The sequence below is a fragment of the Kordiimonas gwangyangensis DSM 19435 = JCM 12864 genome, from assembly GCF_000375545.1.
In the GTDB taxonomy this organism is placed as follows: Bacteria; Pseudomonadota; Alphaproteobacteria; order Sphingomonadales; family Kordiimonadaceae; genus Kordiimonas; species Kordiimonas gwangyangensis.
The window spans coordinates 94822-118024 of record NZ_AQXF01000001.1; the positions used below are offsets into that span (position 1 = coordinate 94822).

Consider the following 23203-nt stretch of genomic DNA (forward strand, 5'->3'; position numbering starts at 1 on the left):
GGAGCAGCCTTACTGCTTCGGCCTCAAATCTTCAATGAAACCCGCATCAATCCAGAACAGGTCAGACTGCGGGCCACCTTGGCCGTCCGCCGGCGTAACCACGCGGTTAAAAATAAGGTATTTGCCGTCCGGCGTGATGTGCGGCCCACCCTCTTCCGCGGCGGTGTTTACCCTGTCACCAAGGTTGATGGCCTCGCCCCATGTGCCGTCCGGCTGCCGGAAGCTGATATAAAGATCGGACCCGCCGTAACCGCTCTCGCGCTCACCATCCCACATGATGTAGCTTTCATCAGGCGCGATAAAAGGGTGCGCGTTCCATGTGCCGGTGTTGATCTCCGGCCCGAAGGGTTTTGGCTCCTGCCGCTCGCCGTCCACCACCTCAGAATAGCGCAACATGCCGTTGCCGTTTGTGCCCACCTCGTCAAAGGCATAAGTGCCGCGCGCGGAGACCGACATGGTCATGATGCGAATGTCGTTATAGGGCGCACCAAGGTCGCGCATCTCGGACCAGCCGTCCGCCGTGCGCACCTTGTAGCGCTTGCCATAGTGCAAGGTCTCGCCGTCCGGCGCAAAGAAGGGCATCCGCGCCTCGCCCGGCAGCGCAACCTCGCGCCAGCCCGTGTCAGTGCGTTCAAACTTCAGGGCTTTCCGCTTGGTCTCGCCGTCCACCTGTCGCCAGCGCTGCACGTAAAATGTATTCATATCGGGGGCGAAACGACCAGCGTCGCCCCACTCCGGCGTGGTAACAACGCCGGGCGCAAATACCTGCGCTTTATTACCCGGCGGCGTTTGACCGAGGTAAGGCCCGTCACCAAGCGCATGCCCACCATTCGCATGAACGCCCGCACTGGCGGAAAGGATGGCTGCAACAGCCAAGGATATGGATTTCATGTCACCCCCTGTTTTCATTTTTCAGTCCCCTTGCATCAAGGCATAGGCCGCGCGATTTACAACGCGCCTGAGGTGAAACGTTCTATGGTCGGGACAAAATGATATACTATAACAATTTATCAACCCACCCCACATGCTGCGCACCCCGTCGCACGCACCTTGAAGAATGTGCTGTCCGCTTTATGATCAGACCCAAAGGCTTGGGGCCTATAAAGGGGAGTATAACATGATCAAACATATGAGGGCGCTTGTGGGCGCCGGGCTAATGCTTGCGGGCGCTGGCACCGCCTATGCGGAGGATGCGAAGATGAGTGAGCTGAGGGGCGATAACCGGGGGGACCGCGTGGTCGGTAACCCGTGGGTAACCAGAAGCGCAGTTTTGGGCCGTCACGGCATGGCCGCAACATCGCACCCGCTCGCGAGCCAGGTGGCGATTGATATCCTCAAGAAAGGTGGCACGGCTGTTGATGCAGCCATCGCCGCCAACGCCGCCATTGGATTGATGGAGCCCACAGGCTCCGGCATCGGTGGCGACCTGTTCGCCATCGTGTGGGACCCCAAGACCAAAAAGCTATACGGCCTCAACGCTTCAGGCCGCGCGCCCATGGGGCAGGATCTTGCGGCGCTTAAGGCCCGCATTGGCGCGGACGCAGACATCATCCCCAACTGGGGCAGCCTGTCTGTCACCGTGCCGGGTGCGGTGGACGGCTGGTTCAGCCTGCATGAAAAATTCGGCAAGCTTGATATGGCCGAGAACCTCGCACCCGCGATTGCTTACGCGCGCGAAGGTTTCCCGGTCACGCAAGTTGTCGCCTACTATATGGGCCGCAGCCAAGCCGCGTTCGAGAAACTGCATGCCGACGGCGTGATCGAGGAGATCGACAACTACCGCAAGGTTTACCTCATCGATGGTGAAGCACCAGAAGAAGGTGACATCTTCAAGAACCCGGCACTGGCAAACACCTATGAGAAACTGGCCAAGGGCGGCCGCGACGCTTTCTATAAAGGCGAGCTCGCGGATGTGATGGACGCCTATTTCAAGCGCATCGGCGGGCCGCTCCGGAAGGCGGATTTTGAAGCCCACCACAGCGACTGGATTGAGCCGGTATCAGTGAACTACCGCGGTTATGACATCTGGGAACTGCCGCCAAACGGCCAAGGCATTGCGGCCCTCCAGATGCTGAATATCCTTGAAGGCTATGACCTCGCCTCCCTCGGCCAGAACTCTGCCGAGACACTTCACCTGATGGTCGAAGCCAAGAAGCTGGCGTTCGAGGACCGCGCCAAATTCTATGCCGACCCCGACTTCACCGACATTCCGCTTGATGGCCTGCTGTCGAAGGAATATGCGGCTGAGCGCCGCAAGCTGATCAACCCCGACAAGGCGATGGCGGAGGTTGACCACGGCGACCCGAAACTGAGGAAGGGCGACACCATCTATATGACCGTGGCGGACGAAAGCGGCATGATGGTCTCCCTCATTCAAAGCAACTACCGCGGCATGGGGTCCGGCCTGTCGCCCGACGGCCTTGGTTTCATCTTCCAGGACCGTGGCGCACAGTTTGCGCTCACGGAAGGGCATGCCAACGTTTACGCGCCCGGCAAACGCCCGTTCCATACCATCATTCCGGCCTTCATGACCAAGGACGGCCAGCCGCTCATGAGCTTTGGCCTGATGGGCGGTGCCATGCAGCCGCAGGGCCATACGCAGATTGTGGTCAATATGGTGGACTTTGGCCTCACGGTACAGGACGCCGGTGACGCCGCCCGCTTCCACCATGACGGCTCGACCGAGCCCACATGGGAAGCCCGCATGAAAGACGGCGGCATCCTTGAGCTTGAAAGCGGTATGCGGCCAGAAGTCGTTGCCGCCCTTCAGGCCAAGGGCCACAAGATCCGCATCACGTCCGGCCCGTTCGGTGGCTATCAGGCCATCTACCGCGACCCTGAAACCGGGGTCTATTGGGGTGCCAGTGAAATGCGCAAGGACGGCGCTGCCATCGGCTACTAGGCCCCATCAAGCCGCCACATCAAACAAGGGCGCTGCCGCTCAGGCGACAGCGCTTTCCAGTAGCGTGAGCGTGCGTTTGCCGCCATCAATGCGGGCGCGGGCACCAAGCGGAAGCGTGGCATTGTCCTTGATGTGGCCAAACTGCGCGCCGGACCATACCGGGATGCCGAGCGCACCGAAATGCTGTTCGAACACTTCGCCAAGGGTGAAGCCACCATAGGGTTCGCTCTCATCCGGCCCGCAGTCGGTAAAACCGCCGAGCACGATGCCCTTGAGGCCCTTCAGGTAACCGCCGAGCGCGATCTGGGTGATCATGCGGTCGACCCTGTAAATCTTCTCGCCAATGTCCTCAAGGCACAGGATCGCACCGTCAAGGTTCGGGAAATAGGGTGACCCCATGAGGGAAACAAACACCGTCAGGTTGCCGCCCGCAAGCCAGCCCTCCGCCGTACCGGGCACAATGGTCTGGCTACGGTTCTTGCGCGGCACCAAGGTGCCGTCGTTCTTTGGCTCGGTGCGGTACTCAAGCTTTTTGCCGTCAAACAGCAGCTTCGTCATCATCTCGGCCTCGAACTCATACCACGCCGAGCCCGCGTTGGGGCCGAGATAGCTGACCATGCCCACTTTGGCGGCGAAGGCGGTGTGAAGCGCGGTGATATCGCTATAGCCGATCAGCACCTTCGGGTTTGCACGGATGATGGCATAGTCCAGCAGCGGCAACAGCCGCGCCGCGCCCCAGCCGCCGCGCAGGCAGAAGATGCCGTCCACCTCAGGGTCCTCAAACGCCGCCATCAGGTCGGCGGCGCGGTCAGCGTCGGTGCCCGCGAGGTAACCGTGCCGGTCCATCGCGTGCGGGAACACCTTGGCCTTCAGGCCCAGAACCTCAAGGCTTTCGATGGATAGCTGCAGCGTGAATTTCTCCCACGTCACGCCGGAAGGGGCGACAATGGCAACCGTGTCCCCGCGCTTCAGGCGTTTCGGCTTGATGGTGGATGGCAGCAACGCCTTGTCAGCCGCCTGCGCGCTACCTGCCGTGCCGCCCACTGTGCTCGCCAGTGCAGCTACCGCCGCCAGCCCCGCACCCTTCAGAAAATCCCGCCGTTCAACCATTGCCATCATACTCCCTGCAGTCAAAGCGCCCGTTTGGTTGCCTTCAATTCAAAGGAATAAAATATTATCACACATTATAAATCAAGCATCATGCAGCAACTATCGCGATAAAAATGGCAGAAAACATGGAGAACTACCGAATATAATATTCCATATTTTGATCAAGATCGCCGTTCTCCAAAAAATCTTGTCATGGGTGTCAACCTTTTGGGCTGCGGCGCGGTATTGTTTCTGAAAGCCCGGCACGAGACCGGGCCAGCAACAGAACGCTGAAAGGAAAACACAATGTTTATCATGGTTGCAGCAACGCTTGCGGTCATCGTCCTTGGGGCCATCCTCATCTTCATCGCCCGCGCGGTGAAAGGGTACCGGCAGTCAGCGGCAGCGCAAGGCTACGCCACACTTGGCGACTACCTGCGCGCCGCCCCGCGCAGCGACGCGGAGAAGCGCGAAGCGGTAGAGATGGCGATGCAGGGTGTGGTGCTTTGTGTGCTCGGGTTTGTGTTCCCGCCGCTTCTGCTCATCGGGATCTTCCCGCTGTATTACGGCGGCCGGAAGGTGGGCTACAGCACCATGGGCCTCGGCTTCATGGACGACACGGGCCACACCGGCGCCTGATATGGAAACGTGGCAGCCATCAAGCACGCACAGCGAGGTTGGAACGGCAGGGCAACAGCCCTGCCCGACCGACCGCGCGCTGATACAGGCGGTGCTGGGCGGCAACCACCAGGCCTTTGGCACATTGGTGAACCTATATGAACGCCGTATCTTCGCCCTGTGCCTGATGGTAACCAAAAATCACGCCGAGGCGGAGGAAGTGGCGCAGGACACCTTTGTGCGCGCTTACGCAAACCTCGCCCGGTTCGACACCTCCCGCGCTTTCTACCCTTGGCTTGCCACCATTGCGGTGCGCGTTGCCAACAGCAGGCTACGTAAACAGGCACAGGACATGCACCGCGACACGGCCTATGTGGACGAGCCCACCCATAGCACCTCAGCGCCCGACACCCCGCTTGCGGCGATGATGCGGCAGGAAGCCAGTGAAGATATATGGGCGCGGGTGAGCGCGCTGCCGGAAGCGCAGCGCACCGCCACTTTCCTCTTCTACCGCGACGACATGAGCATTGTGGAAGTGGCCACCGCGCTTGGCGTCACCGCAGGCACCGTGAAAACGCTGCTGCACCGGGCGCGGCTGCGCCTGCGCGGGGAACTGACTGAGCTTCCCGCCCCAGAACACAAGGAGCAAACACCATGATGACCTGCGAGCAGATGACCGCACTGATGAACAGCCATGCTGACATGGCGGGCAACAGCGAGGCGGCAAAGCACATGGAAATCTGCCCCGCCTGCCGGGAAGCCTACACAGCCCATATGACCCTTGCCGCTGACCTTAAAGCGCTTGAGCTGCCGGAAAGCCCTGAGGGGTTTGAGGCTGCCGTTGCCGCCCGTATTGCCGCGATGGCTGTGGGCACGCCCGCACAGGTGTGCGAAAAGCGTGCGAAATCTGTGCGGTGGCCCTGGCTTGCCGCAAGCCTTGGCACCGCCGTCACGCTTGCCGCCACAGTGGGCATGATGCTGAACGGTACCTGGCAAGCCGCGCTTGTACCCGAAAGCCTGGTGAGCAGCCGCCTGACCCAGTTTAGCGAGATCGCAACCCTTGGCGCAGATGGCTCGGCCATGGTGATCGGCATGCTGCTGGTGACCGCCGCTTTCCTGCGCCTCAGCACAGGCAACCAATTGGGAAGGAGTAGCACCGACCAACAAAACTGACTGACCGACTAAAAACAACAACCCGCCCCATGCAGGCAACAAGCCGGGAGAAACCGGCACGCCACAGGCCAAAAGCCAAACATGGGCAAAACGATAGCGAGAGAAAAAATGAATACACCCCGCGTGGCCGGCATCACTGTCGGCACCCTGTTCCTGTGCCAGATGCTGGTGGGCATCTATATCAACTTTTCCCTGTTGCAGCCGCTGACAGGCGAACCCGGCTTCCTGCACACAGGCGCCGCCGGTAGCGTCACCTTCGGCATTGCCGCCCTTGCGGCGCTAGCGAGCGCGAGCGTGAACCTGATTGTAGCCTCAATCAGCTACCGGATTTTCAATGCGACCAGCCCCGTACTTGCCCTGCTGGCCGTTGCCTTCGCCGCCGTGGGCCTGACCTTGACGGCAGTGGAATATACCCGCGTGCTCGAGCTGGTGTCCTATAGCCAGCAGTATCAAGCCGCAACGCCTGAGACAAAAGCGCTGCTTGAAACCCTGAAGCCGGTGGTGGCTGCCAGCCGCAACTGGGCGCATTTCATGGCCATCGGCACCTCGGGCTTCAGCCTGTTCATCTTTTACCTGATGCTGTTCCGCGCCTCGGTCGCCCCGCGCCTCCTCACCGGTTACGGTGTGCTGGCGGCGGCCACGCAGGTTTGCGCGGTGTCGCAGGCTTTCATTGGCAACAGTATCCCGCTGCCCATGCTGATGCCGCTTGCGATCGCGCAGCTTATCCTGCCGCTTTATTTCATCGTCCGCGGCCTTGGTGCGCGGGCGGGCGTCCGCGCCTGAACCCTTCAATAAAAAAGGCGACCCGAGGGTCGCCTTTCTTGCATCTGGATGGGTATCAAACCTAAACGGTGATCTGCATCGCCGCGAGGTCGGTGAGCGACAGGCCGATGAGGAACACGCTCTCCCCACTGCCGAGGTCGATGAGGAGACCGCTTTCGCCGTCCACCGTGGTATTGCTTGCTGCGGCTTCCACCGCCGCCACATCGGCAAAACCACGCGCGGCAAGGTGCAGGATGTCATCGTCCACGCTGAAGTCGGTAACAGTGTCATTGCCTGCCGCGGCACCAAAGGCGAAGGTGTCAGCCCCGTCACCGCCGGTGAGAATGTCATCACCCGCGCCTGCCCACAGCCGGTCATCGCCGGTGCCGCCGTCCACCATGTCGTCGCCCGCGCCGCCATAAAGCACGTCATCGCCAGCGCCACCCATCACCACGTCATCATCGTCATTGCCATAAAGCGTGTCATCGCCGCCAAGGCCCTTGAGCGTGTCGGCGCCGCTGCTGCCGCCGATAACGTCGCTTCCGCCCGAGCCTGCGGCGACATCATCGCCCGCGCCCGCCCAGATGAAGTTGTTATTACCGTCGGTTTCAACTTCTTCGCCGTCGTCGTAAGCGCCGTTGTCGGTCACAAGGTCATCGTCCCAACCGCCGCCAAGGATGGTGTCATCCCCCGCGCCGCCATAAATGGTGTCAGAGCCGGTCTCGTTCGGGTCACCGTTCACATTCAGGGTTTGCTGGGTGCTGCCGTCGCTGGCGCCGTCACCCACGATGAAGTCATTGCCGTCACCGCCCGAGATATGGTCATTGCCCTGGCCGCCAACCATGATGTCGTTGCCCGATGAACCGCCAAGCATGTCACCGCCGGACGAGCCCGCGACGGTGCTGCCGGTCTCACTGGCCACATCAAGCACCGGAATTTCGACAAAGGCCGAACCGACATAGCCATCAGTATCGGTTGCCGAAACACGGATGGTGAGCGAGGAAGCATCCTCATAATCAAGGTAGGTGCCGACAGCGAGGTAAAGCTTGTCGCCTTCAACGCGGAAGCGGCTGTCGTTCACCGAATAGCTGACCGCGTCGCCCTGCGGGTCGGTCGCGCTAAGGGTGCCCACAAACACGCCGGACTGGTTTTCCGTCACGCCGCCTGTCGCCAGTTCAATATCATAGGGCGCGTTGACTTCCTCGGCCCCGACGATGGTGATGGTGATGTCCTGCGTTGTGCCGTCAGCCGACGATACGGTCAGCGTGTCACCGAGCGTGTCACCGGCGCCAAGCGCCTGCACGTCGGTGTTGCTTTCATCAAGGTCATAGACCCAGTCACCGTTCGCGGCGATGGTGAGCGTGCCGTAGGTGCCGGTGTCGGTGTTGGCATCAAAGCTGTCTTCGCCTGCGTCTACGTCCGCAACCGTGGCCGTGCCGCCGATCGTGTCGCTGTCTTCACCAATGTTGGCGCTCAGGGTGCCGCCAAAGGTAGGCAGGTCATTCACTGGTGTGATATCGATATTGGCCGTGGCGCCAACCGTGTCGAACTGGTCATCAATGGTGACGGTCAACTGCCCCGCGTCGTCGCCGTTATCATTGTTGGCGCCCTGATACTGAATGACTGAAGCGTCACTGAGGTAGGCTTCCAGTTCATCCGCGTTACCGACGAGGGTGATCTCTGTGCTGCTGACAAGCGTTTCGGTCACACCGCTCGCGGCACCATCTGCCACCGATACAAAAGTGCCGGTGTCGATGCTCAGGGTAACCGTCAGTTCGTCATCATTGTCATCAGTCAGATCAAGCGTGGTAAGCGAGAAGTTGGAGACAACGTCTTCGGTGACCGTAATATCCGTCGGGATGGTGTTGACCACAGGAACTTCGTTCGGCACCGGCGCGCTCACGACAATATTGTCCATGATCGGTGTCGCAGCACCAGTGTACACAAGGCTTACTTCATCCACGTTTCGGTACTGCGTGGCATCGAACGTCACGGTGCCATAGGGCCGAGCGCTGCCCGAGGAACTGTCCCCGCCATAGGTATAGGTGATGCCGTTTGACGAGCTCGAGGTGTTCAGGTTGAAGGTGGCGGAACCGACCTCGCCATCATCCATCAGGACTGTGATGGTAACGTCCACGCTATAGCCCGCGAGGTTGTTACCAAGCTCAAAGGATTCGAGGCGGAAATGATCACCGTCCGACTGCTCAAAATTATAGACGGTGTGGTCGGATGTCAGGCCATTGTAGTTCAGGAAGATGATCCGGTCACCCGACCCGTCATTCGAGAGCCCATTGGTGAAGGTACCGCCGTTCGAATTGCCTGCAATGGCAATCTGGGCTTGCGTGCCTTGGGTGAAATTCCAATCCGTGGTGCTGTCGTTGTTGAAATGGTCCGTGTTGCTGACGATCTGCGCGGTGATGCCATCAAAGTCTTCGTTCGAAGCCGGAAGTGTGTGTGGATAGCGTTCCATGGCTGCGCCCGTAAATGGCGATGCAGTGCCAAGGTTCCACGTACCGCCAAGCGCGCCCGCGCCCACTGGTCGGTCGCTTGCAAACACTGTCGCACCCGTAAGCGCGCCAAGTGTCTCGGTGAAGGTTTTACCAACTGCATCCGCGCCAACCGAACAGGCCCACAGCGCGAGCCGCGCACCAGATGCCATGACATCCTTGAGCGCGGCCGCGAAAGTGCTGCCGTCCTCAAGGCTTGCCGCGTCAATACGCGCACCGCCAAGGTGCAGCGCACCCGGCTCACCGTGGGTCACAATATGAAGGGCGTCAGCGCGGCCCGCGTGCTTCAGTTGTGCAGCCAAGGCCTCAATGCCAGCGGTGCCCACACGGAACACCTCGGTACCATACCCAAGGCCTTCAAGAAGAATATGCGAATCCTCAACCTTATCGTCTACCAGCACGACAGTGCGTTCCTGCGCCTGCACCGCCGCTGCGCGATCAGCGGTTGCCAGCATCGGCGAGGTGTTGAGCATGTTATGGTGAGTGTCGGTCGTGCGGGAATAATGTTTCGTCATTGCCTGGTCCTGTATGACTGCCAGCCAGTTGAAATTGGCTGTAGAAGCCCCGAACGCAGACACTGCAAACAACCGCACAGGGCAAGAATTAAGTGGAATTTTTGCCCGGACATTGCGCCCGGACCGCCACTTCCCCCATCGGAAGCGCAATTCGATCAGTACTAACCAAATTGGTTAATTTTTCAATAGTAACTCCTTAAAATTTTAAGAGAATTTCCCATTACCCTCCATAGCCGCAGCTTCTCCGGGCGTCCGGTTGGTGGCAGATTTTCACCTCGTCACACGCTTTTTCCAGCGGTCACTTCCGCCACAAAGCCGGTGAGCAAGCGGTCCAGGAATTTGAGGGTGGTGGCATCGGTGACGCGGCCGTCCTCAACCATGTCCTGTGCGCGGCCCACCACAACTTCCGGCGCGGTATAGACGCGCGACAGGGTGGCCATGAAAACATTCTTGAGGTGCTGCTGCGCCCGCACGCCGCCAGTGCCTGCCATGGATGCGCTGAGTAGCGCTACATGTTTATCCTTCAGGACCGACTTGTAGCCAGGCCGTGAAGCCCAGTCGATCGCATTCTTGAGCACGCCGGGCACGCTATAATTATATTCGGGCGTTGCAATCAGCAGCGCATCAGCCGCGGCGATATCCGCCTTGAAGGATTGCACCACACTGGGGCCACCATCCACATCCGCGTCCTCGTTATAAAAGGGCAGTGCGCTGATATCGGTGAGGGTGATCTCCACCCCCTCAGGCGCGCGCTCCGCCATCGTGCGCAGGATTGCTGTGTTGAAAGAACTGTCCCGGAGGCTTCCGGAGATAGCCATAATCTTCATCATGTCCTCCTCAAAATTGCATGGCGCGGCCCTATCGCCGCGCCCAAGCCATCACTTTAAGTGACGAATGTGGAGGAAATTGTACGCGCGATGCCAGTCCACATCAAACGGGCTGGCAATTTTTCACGCGGCGGCCACGGCTTCGGCCACCAGCCCGTCTGCGCGGTGGCGAATGGCCTCAAGGCTGTCGGTCACCAGAATCTGGCCGTCCCGGTAAACGGGGCGCAGCATATTGGGGCCGCGCAGGTCCTCAGCCCGCACGGTTTCAAAGTCAGCGGTCAGCGCCAGCACACCGCGCTTCGACTGTTTGCCCATGTCGGTCACCGGTTCCTTGAACACGTCACGCCATTCGCCGTCCACCTCGATGGCCGAACATTTCATGGCGAACTGCTGCGTGTCCCGCGTGACCTGCTGCAATAGGCCCGAGCCCATGCCGAACACGATATTCTCTGCTGACAGGCCCTTCTCCGCCATGCGGGTCAGGATGGTGTCCACCATGGTGGGGGTGATGCCGTCCCCCTGCAGCACACGCACATAATCGGGCAGCACGCGGAAGCCTTTGGTGTTGGTGCTGAAGCCAAAACGGTCCATCAGGTGTTCGATCACCTCAATCGGTGTATCCACGGGGTCGCCGCTGTCCGGGCGCACCACAAGGCGCGAGCCGGCCTTGGCGTTCTCAAGCACCTGATCCTTGAGCGAGCCACCAAAGAGGTTATCAACCGCACCAAAGATATCGTAGCTGTCCGCGACAATAGAGATGATGTTCGATCCCTTGAACTGCTTCAGCATATTGGCGTAGGCCGCCTCTTCCCCGTCGCGGGTCCAGCTGGTCATGGTGCTGTGTTCCGCCGCCGGGACCGAGAAAGCCGCCATCGGTTCACGGTAATACTGCTTGGCCGCCAGCAGCGCACCCATGGTGTCAGTACCGCGGAAGTTCACAAGGTGGGCGAGCCCGCCCAGCGCCGCGCTTTCCTCCGACGACACACCGCGCGCACCAAAATCATGCAGCATGAACTGCGCGATGGGTTCGGCGTCATGGTCTGACGTCCGTGCGAGGTGCGCCAGCATCACCTGTTTGGCGAAAAAGCTGTTGGTCGCCACTGTGGTGGGGTACCAGATCGCGCGCAGCAGCGAGGTTTCAATAAAGCTCGTGAGCCAGAAGCAGGCGGGGTCGGTGTTGCGCACCTGCACAAGCACATTGTGCGTGTCCACCACGCTGCCCTCGGGCACCGCTTCAATTTCAAGCGGCAGGAAACCACCGTGCGCATGCACGATATGCTCCCACCCCTGCCGGTTGAAGGGTACGCCGTGCTGCTGGCAAATCCAGGCGGCGTTATCCACATCTTCAAGCGTGACAGGGTTTTTCAGCATCTTGTAAAGCCAGGCCTGCAAACCGAAAAAGAGCGTCTGCTCATGTTTGCCGCCGCGGCTTTCCACATAGCTGTTCACCACCGTGGTGCCCGCAGGATACTGCAGGTAGTGGCTATGTTTATAGCTGTCGGTATCGAGAATGATATTGGTCATGAGATCCTCCTTGACCCTAGTGCCGGCCGTCTGTCTGCCGGGCTTTCGTCATGCCAGCGTATCCCGCAGCATGGTCTGGATAATATGGAAATGGTCCTCGAACAGGCGGTCGCTCTCCAGGTCCGCGATCGGGACCCAGCGGGCTTTCTCCGCGTCGTCCGCGCCCTTGATGCGCGGCAGGCCCTTCTCGTCACCCACCAGTTCAATCAAGAAGGCGGTGGTGATGGTGCGGCCGCGTGAAGAGCGGTAAGGGTCATCAAACACTTCCCGCGCCTTGATGGAGCCATAGAGCACCGGCGCAGGCACCGATATTTTGGTTTCCTCCCGCAGTTCGCGGATGGCGGCGTCGCGCAGTTTCTCGTGCGGGTCAACAAAGCCGCCCGGCAGTGCCCACAGGCCCTTGCCCGGCGCAGCGCGGCGCTTGACCAGCAGGATATGCCCGCTTTGCACCACCACTGCATCCACGGTCACGAAGGTGGGAATATAGGGCGTGTTTTTCCACGCCGCGTGATAGTCGTCCGTCACCGCCTGCTCATGCTGGAGTGCGCGGTGCGCGGGCGAGCCGAAAAATTCCGCGAGCCACGCGGTGGTGCTGTCCGCCGCACCAAGGGCGCGGAAAGTGTCAGCGTCAAAGCTGCCGTCGAGGCGCAGGAAGGTCTGGCGAATGGTGGTGGCGTCCATCTTGTGGGACTGCTGCACATTCACGCTGCCCCACTGCGGGAACATCTTGAGGTAATAGCTGGTGTGGTCCTTGGCGTGGCCAATCAGGCCGATGCGGGTTTCACCCGTCACCTGATACTGGCAGGCAATGCCCTGCACGCTCATCTGCACATTTCGTATCCAGCTTTGTTCGGCATACGGCAGGTCCAGCAGCGGGGTGCAATGGATGCGGCCCTGTTCTTCAGCGGTGAAATCGTCGCGGATCATGCTCGCGCGCTCTTCCCAGCTGAAGGGGTTGCGGATCGAACGCGCTTCCCGCGCGGACCCGATAAGCACAATAACGTGACGCGCGCGCTTCAGCGCTTCATCAATCACGGTTCTGTGGCCAATATGAAAGGGTTGGAAACGCCCGATGAACACGAGGAAATCATACTCGTATTCCGACCGGACTTTGGCACGGAGGCCCAAGGTCTGAGTATTCATTGCCGCAAACTCCTTGCTGGCGATTGTGTGCAAGCGGTCTGTCCGCTCACATAGATAGTGTTACAGTAACAATTTCATAAAATCAAGCTTTTTGTTAAAATCGCTTGACCCCGGACCATGGTCCGGGCTGCACACTCATGCCACCATACATCCCACCGCCACAAACCGGGAGGCTTTTGATGAACAAACTGGCCGCCGCCTTCGAACACGAGATGGCAAGCGCCCGCGCGCTGTACCTGCACGGCGCATATGATAGCGCCTTCTATCATCTTGAGCGTGCCCACATCCTTGGCCAGAAGCACCTGATCCGCCACTGGCGGTCGCACTGGTGGATGCTGAAAGTCGGCCTGCGCCGCCATGACGGGCGCGAAATACGCGGGCAGTTGCTGCGGCTCGTGGCCACCCTGCCGGGCTATGTGTTCGGCTGGGTGCCGGTGGGCAATACCGGCGGCGCCAATGTGTCGGCCATCAAGCCCATGCCCATTCCCGCTGACCTGCAGGCAATTTTGGACACGGGCAAATAAACTTCTAAAAAAGTAGCAAATTGCCCTATTGCTGCCCTATTTCAGCATCAGTCAAGCCCTTGAAGCGGCTTGATAAAAAACAAAACCGCCTGAAAATAACGACTGACAGCAATAGGGGATATCCGACTTTCCGGTGTCTCATGTCCCGAACACTCTGCCTCGCATTTTGGCTTTGGCAGAAATTGAGGGGTATTTGACCTTACCGAATTTGTCGGGCGCATGTATTTTCCGAATATGACGAACGAACACGATATCTGCCAAACACCGCGCCGGGTTGCGATGATCGCCTATGAGGATGCTCATATCCTTGATGTGGTCGGCCCCTTGGAGGTGTTGTCGGGCACCAAGCTTTTCCTGCCGCAAGGCGCCGCTCCCTATGAGATCAGCATCATAGCGGACAGGGCTGGCCCCGTGCACACATCAGGCGGGTTTTCCCTGAATGCCGACCATAGCTTCAGGGACGCCATGGCCTTCGCGGATGACGTGGACACCCTGATGATTGCAGGCGGCCACGGCACTTTGGACGCGATGAAAAACGAAGCACTGATGGCCTTTGCAGCCGCAGCCGCCAAAGGTGCGCGGCGCATCATCTCCATCTGCACGGGTGCGATGGTCCTGGCGGAGCTTGGCCTCCTTGACGGTCGCCGCGCCACCACGCACTGGTGGTGGTGCCCGGTGATGGCGCAGAAATACCCCAAGGTGCAAGTGGACGCCGACGCGATTTATGTGCGCGATGGCCGCATCTGGACCTCCGCTGGTGTAACGACGGGCATGGACCTCGCCCTCGCGCTGGTGGATGCGGACTGGGGCCATGACGTGGCGCTGCAGGTGGCGCGCTATAACGTGATGTATATGGTGCGCCCGGGCGGGCAATCGCAGTTCAGTGCGCACCTTGTGGCAAGCAAGGCGGAGGACGCCTCCATCGCCAAGGTGCTAGACTATATTCTGAATAACCTCAGGGAACCGCTTTCGGTGACCCAGCTTGCGGCTTGGGCCTGCATGTCGGAGCGCTCATTCGCACGCAAATTCGCGGACGAGACAGACATGACACCGGCACAATATGTGGAAGCCGCCCGCTTCCAGGCAGCCCGCGTGGCGCTTGAACAGACAAGCGCACCAGTGGAACAGATTGCGCGCACTGTGGGGTTCATGAACCCCGAGCGCATGCGCCGGGTGTTTATCAAGCACCTCGGCATTTCAGCCTCCGACTACCGGGCAAGGTTCAGCCTTGGCCTTGTAGACGGCAATAATAACTAGCGAGAGACACAAACAAACACGACAGCAACCGGCGCATAAGCGCCAAAAAGGTGAAAACACCACGGCATCCCGGACCCTGATCCGGCCCGAGACATGACAAAAAGGAAACGGTTATGGAACGCAGGCACTTTCTGCGAACGGCTTCGCTCGTTCAAAAAACGGTCAAACAAACCCTTGTGGCAACATGCAGCCTGATGGCGCTGACGACCGCGGCAGCAAACGCTGACGCCGGTGACGGCAACTGGTATTTCTTTGGCGACAGCAATGTGGGCCAAGGCAACTTCAGCGCCATCGTTGGCTCACGCGGTGAAGACTTTTACCCGAACTCCTCCAATAACGGGTTTGAGCGGGATTCGAACGGCCTTATCTGGGCGGAACTGATGGGCCGCGACGTGGACATCATCCTCGACCCTGACCTCGATAGCGGCAACATCAATTTCGGCATCTCCGGCGCGCACATGACCCGTGGCGGTGACCTTGTACCCTTTGGTGTCGAGACCGGCGTGCTGGTACAAACCGAAACCTTCCGTGACCTCGTCGCGCAAGACGCGCTCTCGGTCGGTAGCGAGGATGTTGCCTTCATGATCGCAGGCGCCAATGATTTCTTCGACCGGCTGGATGCAGGCGAGGACGCAGGCACCATCATCGCCGATGTGGCGGACGCTGCCGCCACCAACATCGCCAACCTGCGTGATGCGGGCATCAAAACGGTGATCATCTCCGAAGTGCAGCCGCTTCAGTATGCGACCTATTTCCGTGGTGATGACGAGACCAAAGCCGAACTGGCGGAGATGGTAAACGCCGCCAACGAGGCCATGTTCGCGGCGATTGACGCTTTAGGCGTGCGCGATGACGTGAATGTGGTCACGCTCAAATATGAAAACCTCAAGCAGTATCTGACCGCGAATGCCGCTGAGCTTGGCTTCGATGAGGTGGACGTTCCCTGCTATGACGGCGAAGCTGGCACCCTGTGCGCGGACGACCTTGAAGGCCAGAACCGCTACCTCTACCTTGATGACCTGCACATGACCGAGAAGGGCCATGCCCTCGTCGCCCGCTGGTGGCGCGCCACCCTTGACGGCGCGAATGGCAACGCCTCCCGCCAGACCGCCCGCATGCCGGACGTCATCCAGTATAGCCATGAAGCTGTGCTTAACCGCCTCGGCAACGGCCAGCGCCGCATGTCCGGTGACCGTGACGGCCTGTTCGCTGACGTGATTTACGAGACCCCGGACCTGATGGGCATGGGCCGCGACGCGGACATTGACCTCACGCTCAAAGGCGGCGTGATCGGCGCGGAAAGCGGGCTTGGCGATCACTGGCATGTGGGTGGTGCGCTCAGCTTCACCAAGGCGGACGCGGATGTGCTCACGGGTGGTGAGTTCAAAACCAAAACCAAAGCGCTGCACGCGTGGGCAGGGTACCAGATCGCCCCGCTATCGCTCGGCGTTATCGGTACATACGGCGAAACAGATGTGGAAGACATCACCCGCGTGACCGGCGTGCCGCTTTACACCACCGCGCAAAACGATACCTCGGGCGAGTTCTGGGATATCGGGGCGTCCGTTGCCACGAACTTCCATATCGGCAAATTCAGCGTGAAGGCGGAAGGTGCATACCACTACGGCAAGGTGGAGCTTGAGGGTTACACGGAGACCGGCGCAACCGGCCTCGCACTCACCTACGCGGACCAGACGAAGAAAAGCCAGTGGCTTGACTTCAAGGCAGACGTGCGCGGCCCTGAAATTCGCCTCGGCCACAAGAAGGACATGAGCCTCACCCCGCTTGTAGGCGCACACCTGCGCCGCGCCCTTGGCGACAGCGGCCATGACGTAACGTCCCAGCTCACGGGTAACACCGCAAACCCGGTGACCATCAGCACCGCAGGCTTCGCCCGCGACCGGCTGAGCGCCATCGCAGGCCTTGAATTCAAGGTCGCGGAAAGCTGGGCCATCACGGGTCGCTACAGCCGCACCTGGGCGGATGACATCAACAAAGGTGACGCGTTCAACGTCTCGCTCCGTGTCGCTTTCTAGGTAAGCGACACACCACGGCAAAGGCGGTCGGCTCCCTCTTCCCTCCCCCTGAAGAAAGGCCGCCTTTGCCGTCCCTGCCAAATGGTAAAATTCCTCCTGTTACAGCGATGGTAAAACGCCCGAATTTGCGTTAGAAAACCTGCAACTGGCGCTCAAGTCGCCGATGCCAAGGGAGTTTTATCATGAAAAACATCGTTATTACCGGGGCCGCCGGCGCGCTCGGGACCGCGGTTGTTGCCGCGCTCAATACCCCTAAAAACACCGTTGTGGCACTGGATGCCGCGGCCAAACGGCCCGCGCACCTGCCAGAAGATGTGCACTACCTTGGCGGTTTTGACCTCACGAACCCGGACACTGCGAAGGACGCAGCCAAAGCCGTGAAAGACATTTTCCGGCATGTGGATGTGCTCATCAACATCGCGGGTACTTTCGCGTGGGAAGAAGTGGCCACCGGTTCGCCCGACACATGGCAGCGCATGTTCAGCATAAACGTGATGACGGCCTTCAACACCACGCAGGCGCTGCTGCCCGCTTTCACTGACGGCGGCTCCATCGTTTATATCGGTGCGGCGGCTGCACAGCCCGCAGGCCACGGCATGGGCGCTTATGCGGCATCCAAATCCAGCGTGCGCGCGCTGATGGAAAGCGTGGCGGATGAGCTCAAGAGCAAAAAAATCCGCGCGAACGCTGTGCTGCCGCGCATCATCGACACGCCCGCCAACCGCAAGGACATGCCGGACGCAGACTATAGCGAATGGACGAGCGCGGACGCGATCGCCGACACCATCGCCTTCCTCGCATCCGACCGCAGCCGCGCCATCAACGGCGCCAGCGTGCCAGTGACAAACGGCGCCTAAGCCGGTTAGTATATAGGCTGGGGCCATGGGCCCCGGCCATGACATCCATAAACCGAAGGGGGCGGTAGATGAGATATGTCCTGACAGTCTGGACACTGCTTTTTGCAGCACTACTGAGCGGCATCGTCGCTGCTGATGATGCGCCGATGATCACCTATGAAAGCGTGGGGCGCAGCTTCTATGCTGAGCAACCGGAGGCCGGTTCCAAGCGTCTTCAGGACCTAGCCGCAACCATCAAGGCGGCAGCCGAGGATGATGGCACGCTCAGGCAGGAGCTGATTGCAAACAAAGACGAACTCCCGCCGCCTATTCTCTATCTGCTTGCTGAACTGACATTCCCGCATGACCCGGCTGAGGCGGTACAGTGGTACTGGCTGGGCCATATCCGCGCACGTCTGGATGCAGTGCTATGTGCGGATACCACTGCGGCACAAGGCGTGCTTTACCTGCCCGGTTTTGCGCGGTCGGTATATGCATATACGCAAGCCAACCCAAAAGAAGCCGGTGAAATTGGCCTTCAGGTAATGGCGCGGGATGATCTCAAAGCCAGCAAGGCATCGCCGATGTGGATTTGCGCACACGGTGTGAAGGCCATGAACAAGGCCGTGCAGAAACACTTGGGCGCAAACCCGGCAATTCCGGCACCCAAGGAAACACCATGGCTCAACGAGAAAGAAAAAGTCGTTGAGCTTTATGCCCAAATTCTGGATGGCAGCCGCGAGATGTTTGAAAAGCTCACGCAGCCCACTGACGAACAGCTGACCATGAAGCTTATGGACGCACCCACTGTGCCAGGCACCGAGGGGCGCAACATTCGTAATGTCTTCTGGTCACTTCAGGATGACATCCTGCTCATTGAGGAATTCAAGTTCACGGAGCCTGCTCACCTTTTGCTCGCAACCGGTGACGGCGTTGAAACGCTGCAGACCGACCTTTATGCCTCGACTTTCTGCCTTGCCGGCAACTTCATGTCCTACCAGCCAAACGACGAGGTGAAGGTGCAGCCATACACCCACAAAGGGCCAAGGGAACTGCGTATCAAGGAAGGCAGCTTCAAAGGCAAGGGCCGCATCTACAGCATTGAATATTCTGACCGCGACGTTTCACGCGGCGGTTTCCACATGCGCCCGGCTGAGACCCCAATCTTCTCCCGTATCGGCCAAAGCTCGCTCACCTGCCAGTGGATCAAGACCCCGGACGACGGCAACGTTCCTCTGAACGCCAATTACCTGATGGACCTGGGCGACGGGCGCGGCTACCTGGAATCGGTCGATGGCGGCACCTATCTGCACACCTCGCTTGACGGCAAAGCGGTTCAGATTTCAGACACAAAGTTCCCACTGCGCTGCATGAAATACGTGCCGTTCCTTGATGCGATTCAAATGGTCGCTTGCCCGCAGTTCTATGTGGGCAGGAATGGTGATGCCATAAACCGGGACCTGATGAATGTCTCGCTCTTGCGCTTGACGGGCGGTGAGCCCGAGATTGAAACCCGGCCCTTTAGTGAAATACCCGGCGAGCGCGGCGCGACACAAACACTGCTGACCAAACGCGGTGTCGTCAGGCTGATGCCGCGCCGCAATACAGTGGTAGGCGACAAACCGGGCGGGCTTTACCTTCTGGAGAACAACGACTGGGTGAAGATTTGGGAGGGCTATCCGCTTACGGGGGATGTCAGCGCGACCGGGTGCAAAATCGCTTTCACAAGCGTTTCGCACCCTAATCGCATGTACCAGCCCAAAGAAGTCAGAACCATTGACCTCTGTGAAAGCTGGGAAGAACGCTAACCCGGGTTATTCGGTGCAGGCACCGCCGTCTGGCCAGCCGGTCCAGCCGCGACCTTTGACCGCGCGGCCCGGTTTGGCACCGGTGTGTTCGCCGCCCTTCACCACCTGCTCACCGTTGATGAACACGTCCCGCACGCCCGTGGAATACTGGTGCGGTTTTTCATAGGTTGAATGGTCCTGAATGGTGGCCGCGTCAAACACCACAATGTCGGCATATTGGCCTTCGGCAAGTGTGCCCCGGTCCTTGATTCCAAGGTTACCTGCCGGGAATGCAGTCAGGCGGTGCACCGCGCTTTCAAGCGTGGTTGCGCCTTCGTCGCGCACATATTTGCCAAGCAGGCGGGCGAAATTACCGTAGGCGCGCGGGTGCGTGGCGGATTTGAGGAACACACCTTCGGTCGCTGGCGCACCGCCGTCTGAGCCGAAGCTCATCCACGGCAGGCCAACGGCGCGTTTCACATTCTCTTCCTTCATCAGGAAATAGGCCACACCCACGCGGCTGCCATCCTCAATCACGAGGTCCATCGCTGTTTCTTCCGGGCTGGTGCCGCGTTCAGCGGCGACCTCGGCCAGTGTCATGCCGGTGTATTTTTTCAGCTCCGGGTTCTTGAAACCCATCAGGAGCGCTTTGTCGGCCCCGCCAGCGTCGGCATAAAGGTTCTCCCAACCGTCGCCGGGGTGTTTCATCTCTTCCGCGACACGGGCACGGATTTCCGGGTCCTGCAGTCGTTCGCGCCATTTCTCATAGCCGCCCGCTTGCACCCATGTGGGCATGGCCGCATCAAGGCCGGTGGCGCCGGCCGCATAGGTATACATGTCAGCGGTGATTTTCAGGCCCTCGGCCCGCGCCGCTTCAACGCGCTCAATCGCGCCGTCGATCTTGTCCCAGTTGTCCTTACCGCCTTGTTTGAAGTGGTAAATCTCGGCTGGTGCGCCGCTTTCGCGCGAAATGGTGATCAGCTCATCAATCGCCTCCAGGAGCTTTCCGCCTTCCGAGCGCATATGGCTGATATACATGCCGCCGCATTTGGCGGCTTCTGTCGTCAGCGCGATCAGCTCGTCAGTTTCAGCGAAGGTGCCGGGTGCGTAAATCAGCGACGAGCCAACGCCCATCGCGCCGTCCTTCATGGCGGCGCGCACAAGCGCGCGCATGGCGTCAAGCTGTTCGGGCGTCGGGTCAACATCGTCTTCGCCCAGTTCATGCACGCGGATGGTCTCAGCGCCCACGAAGGATGCGATGTTGGGGCTGATGCCCTTCATTTCCATATGCGCGAAATATTCACCCAGCGATGTCCACTCAATGGGGAATTTGATATCGCCCTGCAGGTCAATGTAGGTTTGTTTCATAGCGTCGTTGAGCGGCCCCATGGAAGAGCCTTCGCCCATCACCTCAAGGGTGACGCCCTGCAGCACGTCAGACATGCCGCGGCCATCCTCCATCAGGCTGAACGGTGCCCAAGACAGCATATTGATAAAACCGGGTGTCACGGTCATGCCGGTGGCATCCAGTTCACGCAAGGCTTTCGCGTCGCTGGTGCCGCGCGTTACTGCAACGATACGGTCACCGTCAACGACCACGTCGCCCGTAAATCCCGGTGTGCCGGTGCCGTCCACAATGGTGCCACCGCGGATAATAAGTTCATGTACAGCTGGTGCGGCAGGCTCATCCTTTTTTTCGCATGCGACAAGTGCTGTTGTCAGCATCGCGACAGACAGCAGGTGTTTGAAAGATTTCATCTTTTCCCCCTTGATCGGTTGGTGATCCCGCCGCCTTGACCATAGGCCAGAAAGAGGGTGCTGTATAGCGTGGATTGGGTTGAAAAACCGGCCGAAAATCCCTACATATGTTGCAGGCGCAATAAGAACTGAAAAAATAAAGTTGGAGAGAAGGACAATGAACCCGATGCGGAAGCATTTGGCTCGCCTTTGCGCGCCGATGGCTGGCATTTTCATGCTGGCTGCAACCCCCACCCTCGCCTTTGCTGATGCGCCCACCGGTGCACCCATCAAGGCAAGCGAAAACAACACGCAGGACTGCAAGCTCCGCCTTGTCGGTCGCCCGCCATACAAGCGCAATCTGCGCATGTGTGACGAAGCACCTGCCGTCAAGCTGATGGCGGAAGATGACCAGTGCACGACGGAAGACCAGCAGAACCGTAGCCGTCCGCCCTATAAGCGCGACTGCGCACAGTTGGCTGACTAACGCCCTGCAAGTTGACTGAAAGCAGGCAGACATGCGGGGCGAGGGAATACATCCCACCCGCCCCGCGTGCCTACTCTTCACCATGCCAACTTCTAGGTCGCTCAGGCCGCCTTGCGCATGTCCGCCATCGTGCGGTCAAGGCTTTCCACCAGCACATTTGCGAGCGTATCAACCTCCTGCCGGGTGATAATGAGCGGCGGGCTTGCCACCATTGACTGGCCCACAGCCCGCATGATCAGCCCCCCTTCAAGGCAGTGGTCACGGCAGCGCACCGCCACGGCCTCCGCGGGATCATACAGCTCACCCGTCGTCTTGTTCTTCACCAGTTGCACACCGGCAAGCAAGCCCTCACCCCGGACTTCCGCCACCAGCGGATGGTCAGCGAGCGCATCTTCAAGCCGGGCGCGGAAATAGGGCGCGATGTCATCGCGCACGCGCTCGATGATCTTCTCGTCCTTCATGAGCTGGATGTTGGCAAGCGCCACAGCGCAGGAAACCGGATGGCCCGAATAGGTAAAGCCGTGCGAGAAGACGCCGCCCTTATAAAGCGTGTTATGGACCCGGTCGCTGATCGCCACCGCCGCGATGGGCAGGTAGCCGGATGACAGCCCTTTCGCCATGGGCATGAGGTCAGGCTCAATGCCGTAGAACTGGCTGCCGAACCATTCACCAAGGCGGCCAAAACCGCAGATCACTTCATCCGCCACCAGAAGCACATCGTATTTTTTACAGATGCGCTGGATTTCCGGCCAGTAGGTTGAGGGTGGCTCAATCACGCCGCCCGCGCCCTGAACCGGCTCCGCCACAAAAGCAGCGACACGGTCAGCACCGAGCGCGAGGATCTTGTCCTCAAGCGCGCGGGCGGCCTTGAGGCCAAATTCCTCCGGCGTCATATCACGGCCATTCGCCCACCAGTGCGGGTGCATGATGTGCTCAAAATTCGGCAGGGTTGAATTGCCCATGTCATGCATGGCCTGCATGCCGCCAAGTGCAGTGGCCGCCAGCGTGCTGCCATGGTAGCCAAGCGTGCGGCCAATAAAAATGTTCTTCTCCGGCTGGCCCTCGGTGGCCCAGAAATGGCGCACGATGCGGATGATGCTGTCATTCGCCTCAGAACCCGAATTGGTGAAGAAGAAATGGTTGAGGCCCGCTGGTGTCAGTTCCGCCAGCACGCGCGAAAGTTCGATCTGCGGCGGCGTCGCGCTTTGGAAGAAGACGTTATAGTAGGCCAGTTCGCTCATCTGCGCGTGAGAAGCCTCAATCAGCGCCTTGCGGCCATAGCCCACATTCACGCACCAAAGGCCGGCCATACCGTCAAGGATTTTGCGGCCATCTGCGTCCCATACGTGGGAGCCTTCGGCGCGGGTCACCACAAGGGGGGCTTTCGCGTCAAAATACTTGGGGTCGGTGAAAGGGTGCAGGTGGTGCGCCACATCGAGCGCCTGCCACTCCTTCGAATTTCTCTCCACTTTCGGCATG

General features: G+C 59.7%; 19 protein-coding genes. 11 read left to right on the forward strand and 8 right to left on the reverse strand.

Features of this window, described 5'->3' with window-relative positions; genetic code table 11:
- Positions 1 to 9: 9 nt before the first annotated feature.
- Complete coding sequence (locus B150_RS0100400; RefSeq protein WP_025897392.1) at positions 10 to 891, reverse strand: TolB-like translocation protein; 882 nt, start codon at positions 889 to 891, stop codon at positions 10 to 12.
- Between the two features lie 226 nt (positions 892 to 1117).
- Here B150_RS0100400 and ggt point away from each other — a divergent pair, with 226 nt between their 5' ends.
- The gene (gene ggt / locus B150_RS0100405) at positions 1118 to 2902 is read left to right on the forward strand and encodes a gamma-glutamyltransferase (protein WP_020397890.1); all 1785 of its coding nucleotides are present in this window, start codon (positions 1118 to 1120) and stop codon (positions 2900 to 2902) included.
- A 39-nt stretch (positions 2903 to 2941) separates the two neighbouring features.
- Here ggt and B150_RS0100410 read toward each other — a convergent pair whose 3' ends face one another.
- Positions 2942 to 4012, reverse strand: coding sequence for a S66 peptidase family protein (locus B150_RS0100410; RefSeq protein WP_162139630.1), 1071 nt, complete (start codon positions 4010 to 4012; stop codon positions 2942 to 2944).
- 285 nt (positions 4013 to 4297) lie between these two features.
- Here B150_RS0100410 and B150_RS0100415 point away from each other — a divergent pair, with 285 nt between their 5' ends.
- From B150_RS0100415 to B150_RS0100430, 4 genes are all read left to right on the forward strand, one after another.
- Positions 4298 to 4630, forward strand: coding sequence for a hypothetical protein (locus B150_RS0100415; RefSeq protein WP_020397892.1), 333 nt, complete (start codon positions 4298 to 4300; stop codon positions 4628 to 4630).
- A 1-nt stretch (position 4631) separates the two neighbouring features.
- On the forward strand, positions 4632 to 5267 hold the full coding sequence (locus B150_RS0100420; RefSeq protein WP_020397893.1) for an RNA polymerase sigma factor: 636 nt from the start codon (positions 4632 to 4634) through the stop codon (positions 5265 to 5267).
- Positions 5264 to 5782: an anti-sigma factor gene (locus tag B150_RS0100425; RefSeq protein ID WP_020397894.1), complete on the forward strand. Its 519-nt coding sequence runs from the start codon at positions 5264 to 5266 to the stop codon at positions 5780 to 5782. Before B150_RS0100420 ends, B150_RS0100425 begins: the two co-directional genes overlap by 4 nt.
- 108 nt (positions 5783 to 5890) lie before the next feature.
- Positions 5891 to 6565: a DUF4386 family protein gene (locus B150_RS0100430; protein WP_162139631.1), complete on the forward strand. Its 675-nt coding sequence runs from the start codon at positions 5891 to 5893 to the stop codon at positions 6563 to 6565.
- Positions 6566 to 6626: 61 nt separating this feature from the next.
- Here B150_RS0100430 and B150_RS21980 read toward each other — a convergent pair whose 3' ends face one another.
- The 4 genes from B150_RS21980 to B150_RS0100450 all read right to left on the reverse strand — a co-directional run bounded on the left by B150_RS21980 (position 6627) and on the right by B150_RS0100450 (position 13060).
- Entirely contained in the window at positions 6627 to 9566 is a 2940-nt protein-coding gene (locus B150_RS21980) for a DUF4347 domain-containing protein (RefSeq protein WP_020397896.1), read from the reverse strand.
- A 278-nt stretch (positions 9567 to 9844) separates the two neighbouring features.
- Positions 9845 to 10396, reverse strand: a complete 552-nt coding sequence (locus B150_RS0100440; RefSeq protein ID WP_051078119.1) for an NADPH-dependent FMN reductase — start codon at positions 10394 to 10396, stop codon at positions 9845 to 9847.
- A 120-nt stretch (positions 10397 to 10516) separates the two neighbouring features.
- The gene (locus tag B150_RS0100445) at positions 10517 to 11917 is read right to left on the reverse strand and encodes a nicotinate phosphoribosyltransferase (RefSeq protein ID WP_020397898.1); all 1401 of its coding nucleotides are present in this window, start codon (positions 11915 to 11917) and stop codon (positions 10517 to 10519) included.
- Between the two features lie 48 nt (positions 11918 to 11965).
- Positions 11966 to 13060, reverse strand: coding sequence for a bifunctional nicotinamide-nucleotide adenylyltransferase/Nudix hydroxylase (locus B150_RS0100450; RefSeq protein WP_020397899.1), 1095 nt, complete (start codon positions 13058 to 13060; stop codon positions 11966 to 11968).
- 179 nt (positions 13061 to 13239) lie between these two features.
- On the opposite strand from B150_RS0100450, the gene B150_RS0100455 reads away from it, so the two are divergent.
- The 5 genes from B150_RS0100455 (at position 13240) to B150_RS0100475 (ending at position 19521) form a co-directional block, all read left to right on the forward strand.
- On the forward strand, positions 13240 to 13584 hold the full coding sequence (locus B150_RS0100455; RefSeq protein ID WP_020397900.1) for a DUF3703 domain-containing protein: 345 nt from the start codon (positions 13240 to 13242) through the stop codon (positions 13582 to 13584).
- 234 nt (positions 13585 to 13818) lie between these two features.
- Positions 13819 to 14841: a GlxA family transcriptional regulator gene (locus B150_RS0100460; RefSeq protein ID WP_040565161.1), complete on the forward strand. Its 1023-nt coding sequence runs from the start codon at positions 13819 to 13821 to the stop codon at positions 14839 to 14841.
- 113 nt (positions 14842 to 14954) lie between these two features.
- Complete coding sequence (locus tag B150_RS0100465) at positions 14955 to 16877, forward strand: autotransporter domain-containing protein (RefSeq protein ID WP_020397902.1); 1923 nt, start codon at positions 14955 to 14957, stop codon at positions 16875 to 16877.
- Between the two features lie 182 nt (positions 16878 to 17059).
- Entirely contained in the window at positions 17060 to 17734 is a 675-nt protein-coding gene (locus tag B150_RS0100470) for an SDR family NAD(P)-dependent oxidoreductase (protein ID WP_020397903.1), read from the forward strand.
- Positions 17735 to 17802: 68 nt separating this feature from the next.
- Positions 17803 to 19521, forward strand: coding sequence for a hypothetical protein (locus B150_RS0100475; protein ID WP_020397904.1), 1719 nt, complete (start codon positions 17803 to 17805; stop codon positions 19519 to 19521).
- Between the two features lie 6 nt (positions 19522 to 19527).
- Here the strand turns inward: B150_RS0100475 and B150_RS0100480 are convergent, their stop codons facing one another.
- Complete coding sequence (locus B150_RS0100480; RefSeq protein WP_020397905.1) at positions 19528 to 21258, reverse strand: N-acyl-D-amino-acid deacylase family protein; 1731 nt, start codon at positions 21256 to 21258, stop codon at positions 19528 to 19530.
- A gap of 166 nt (positions 21259 to 21424) precedes the next feature.
- On the opposite strand from B150_RS0100480, the gene B150_RS0100485 reads away from it, so the two are divergent.
- Positions 21425 to 21724, forward strand: coding sequence for a hypothetical protein (locus B150_RS0100485; RefSeq protein WP_155859889.1), 300 nt, complete (start codon positions 21425 to 21427; stop codon positions 21722 to 21724).
- Between the two features lie 101 nt (positions 21725 to 21825).
- On the opposite strand, the gene B150_RS0100490 is transcribed toward B150_RS0100485, so the two are convergent.
- Positions 21826 to 23202: an aspartate aminotransferase family protein gene (locus B150_RS0100490; protein WP_020397907.1), complete on the reverse strand. Its 1377-nt coding sequence runs from the start codon at positions 23200 to 23202 to the stop codon at positions 21826 to 21828.
- Position 23203: the final 1 nt, after the last annotated feature.

Coding starts and splice junctions, on each gene's coding strand:
- ggt (WP_020397890.1), top strand. CDS start 1,118: ATGATCAAACATATGAGGGCGCTTGTGGGCGCCGGGCTAATGCTTGCG.
- B150_RS0100475 (WP_020397904.1), top strand. CDS start 17,803: ATGAGATATGTCCTGACAGTCTGGACACTGCTTTTTGCAGCACTACTG.
- B150_RS0100400 (WP_025897392.1), bottom strand. CDS start 891: ATGAAATCCATATCCTTGGCTGTTGCAGCCATCCTTTCCGCCAGTGCG.
- B150_RS0100465 (WP_020397902.1), top strand. CDS start 14,955: ATGGAACGCAGGCACTTTCTGCGAACGGCTTCGCTCGTTCAAAAAACG.
- B150_RS0100450 (WP_020397899.1), bottom strand. CDS start 13,060: ATGAATACTCAGACCTTGGGCCTCCGTGCCAAAGTCCGGTCGGAATAC.
- B150_RS0100485 (WP_155859889.1), top strand. CDS start 21,425: ATGCGGAAGCATTTGGCTCGCCTTTGCGCGCCGATGGCTGGCATTTTC.
- B150_RS0100440 (WP_051078119.1), bottom strand. CDS start 10,396: ATGATGAAGATTATGGCTATCTCCGGAAGCCTCCGGGACAGTTCTTTC.
- B150_RS0100410 (WP_162139630.1), bottom strand. CDS start 4,012: ATGGTTGAACGGCGGGATTTTCTGAAGGGTGCGGGGCTGGCGGCGGTA.
- B150_RS0100480 (WP_020397905.1), bottom strand. CDS start 21,258: ATGAAATCTTTCAAACACCTGCTGTCTGTCGCGATGCTGACAACAGCA.
- B150_RS0100430 (WP_162139631.1), top strand. CDS start 5,891: ATGAATACACCCCGCGTGGCCGGCATCACTGTCGGCACCCTGTTCCTG.
- B150_RS0100455 (WP_020397900.1), top strand. CDS start 13,240: ATGAACAAACTGGCCGCCGCCTTCGAACACGAGATGGCAAGCGCCCGC.
- B150_RS0100445 (WP_020397898.1), bottom strand. CDS start 11,917: ATGACCAATATCATTCTCGATACCGACAGCTATAAACATAGCCACTAC.
- B150_RS0100425 (WP_020397894.1), top strand. CDS start 5,264: ATGATGACCTGCGAGCAGATGACCGCACTGATGAACAGCCATGCTGAC.
- B150_RS0100460 (WP_040565161.1), top strand. CDS start 13,819: ATGACGAACGAACACGATATCTGCCAAACACCGCGCCGGGTTGCGATG.
- B150_RS21980 (WP_020397896.1), bottom strand. CDS start 9,566: ATGACGAAACATTATTCCCGCACGACCGACACTCACCATAACATGCTC.
- B150_RS0100415 (WP_020397892.1), top strand. CDS start 4,298: ATGTTTATCATGGTTGCAGCAACGCTTGCGGTCATCGTCCTTGGGGCC.
- B150_RS0100490 (WP_020397907.1), bottom strand. CDS start 23,202: ATGCCGAAAGTGGAGAGAAATTCGAAGGAGTGGCAGGCGCTCGATGTG.
- B150_RS0100420 (WP_020397893.1), top strand. CDS start 4,632: ATGGAAACGTGGCAGCCATCAAGCACGCACAGCGAGGTTGGAACGGCA.
- B150_RS0100470 (WP_020397903.1), top strand. CDS start 17,060: ATGAAAAACATCGTTATTACCGGGGCCGCCGGCGCGCTCGGGACCGCG.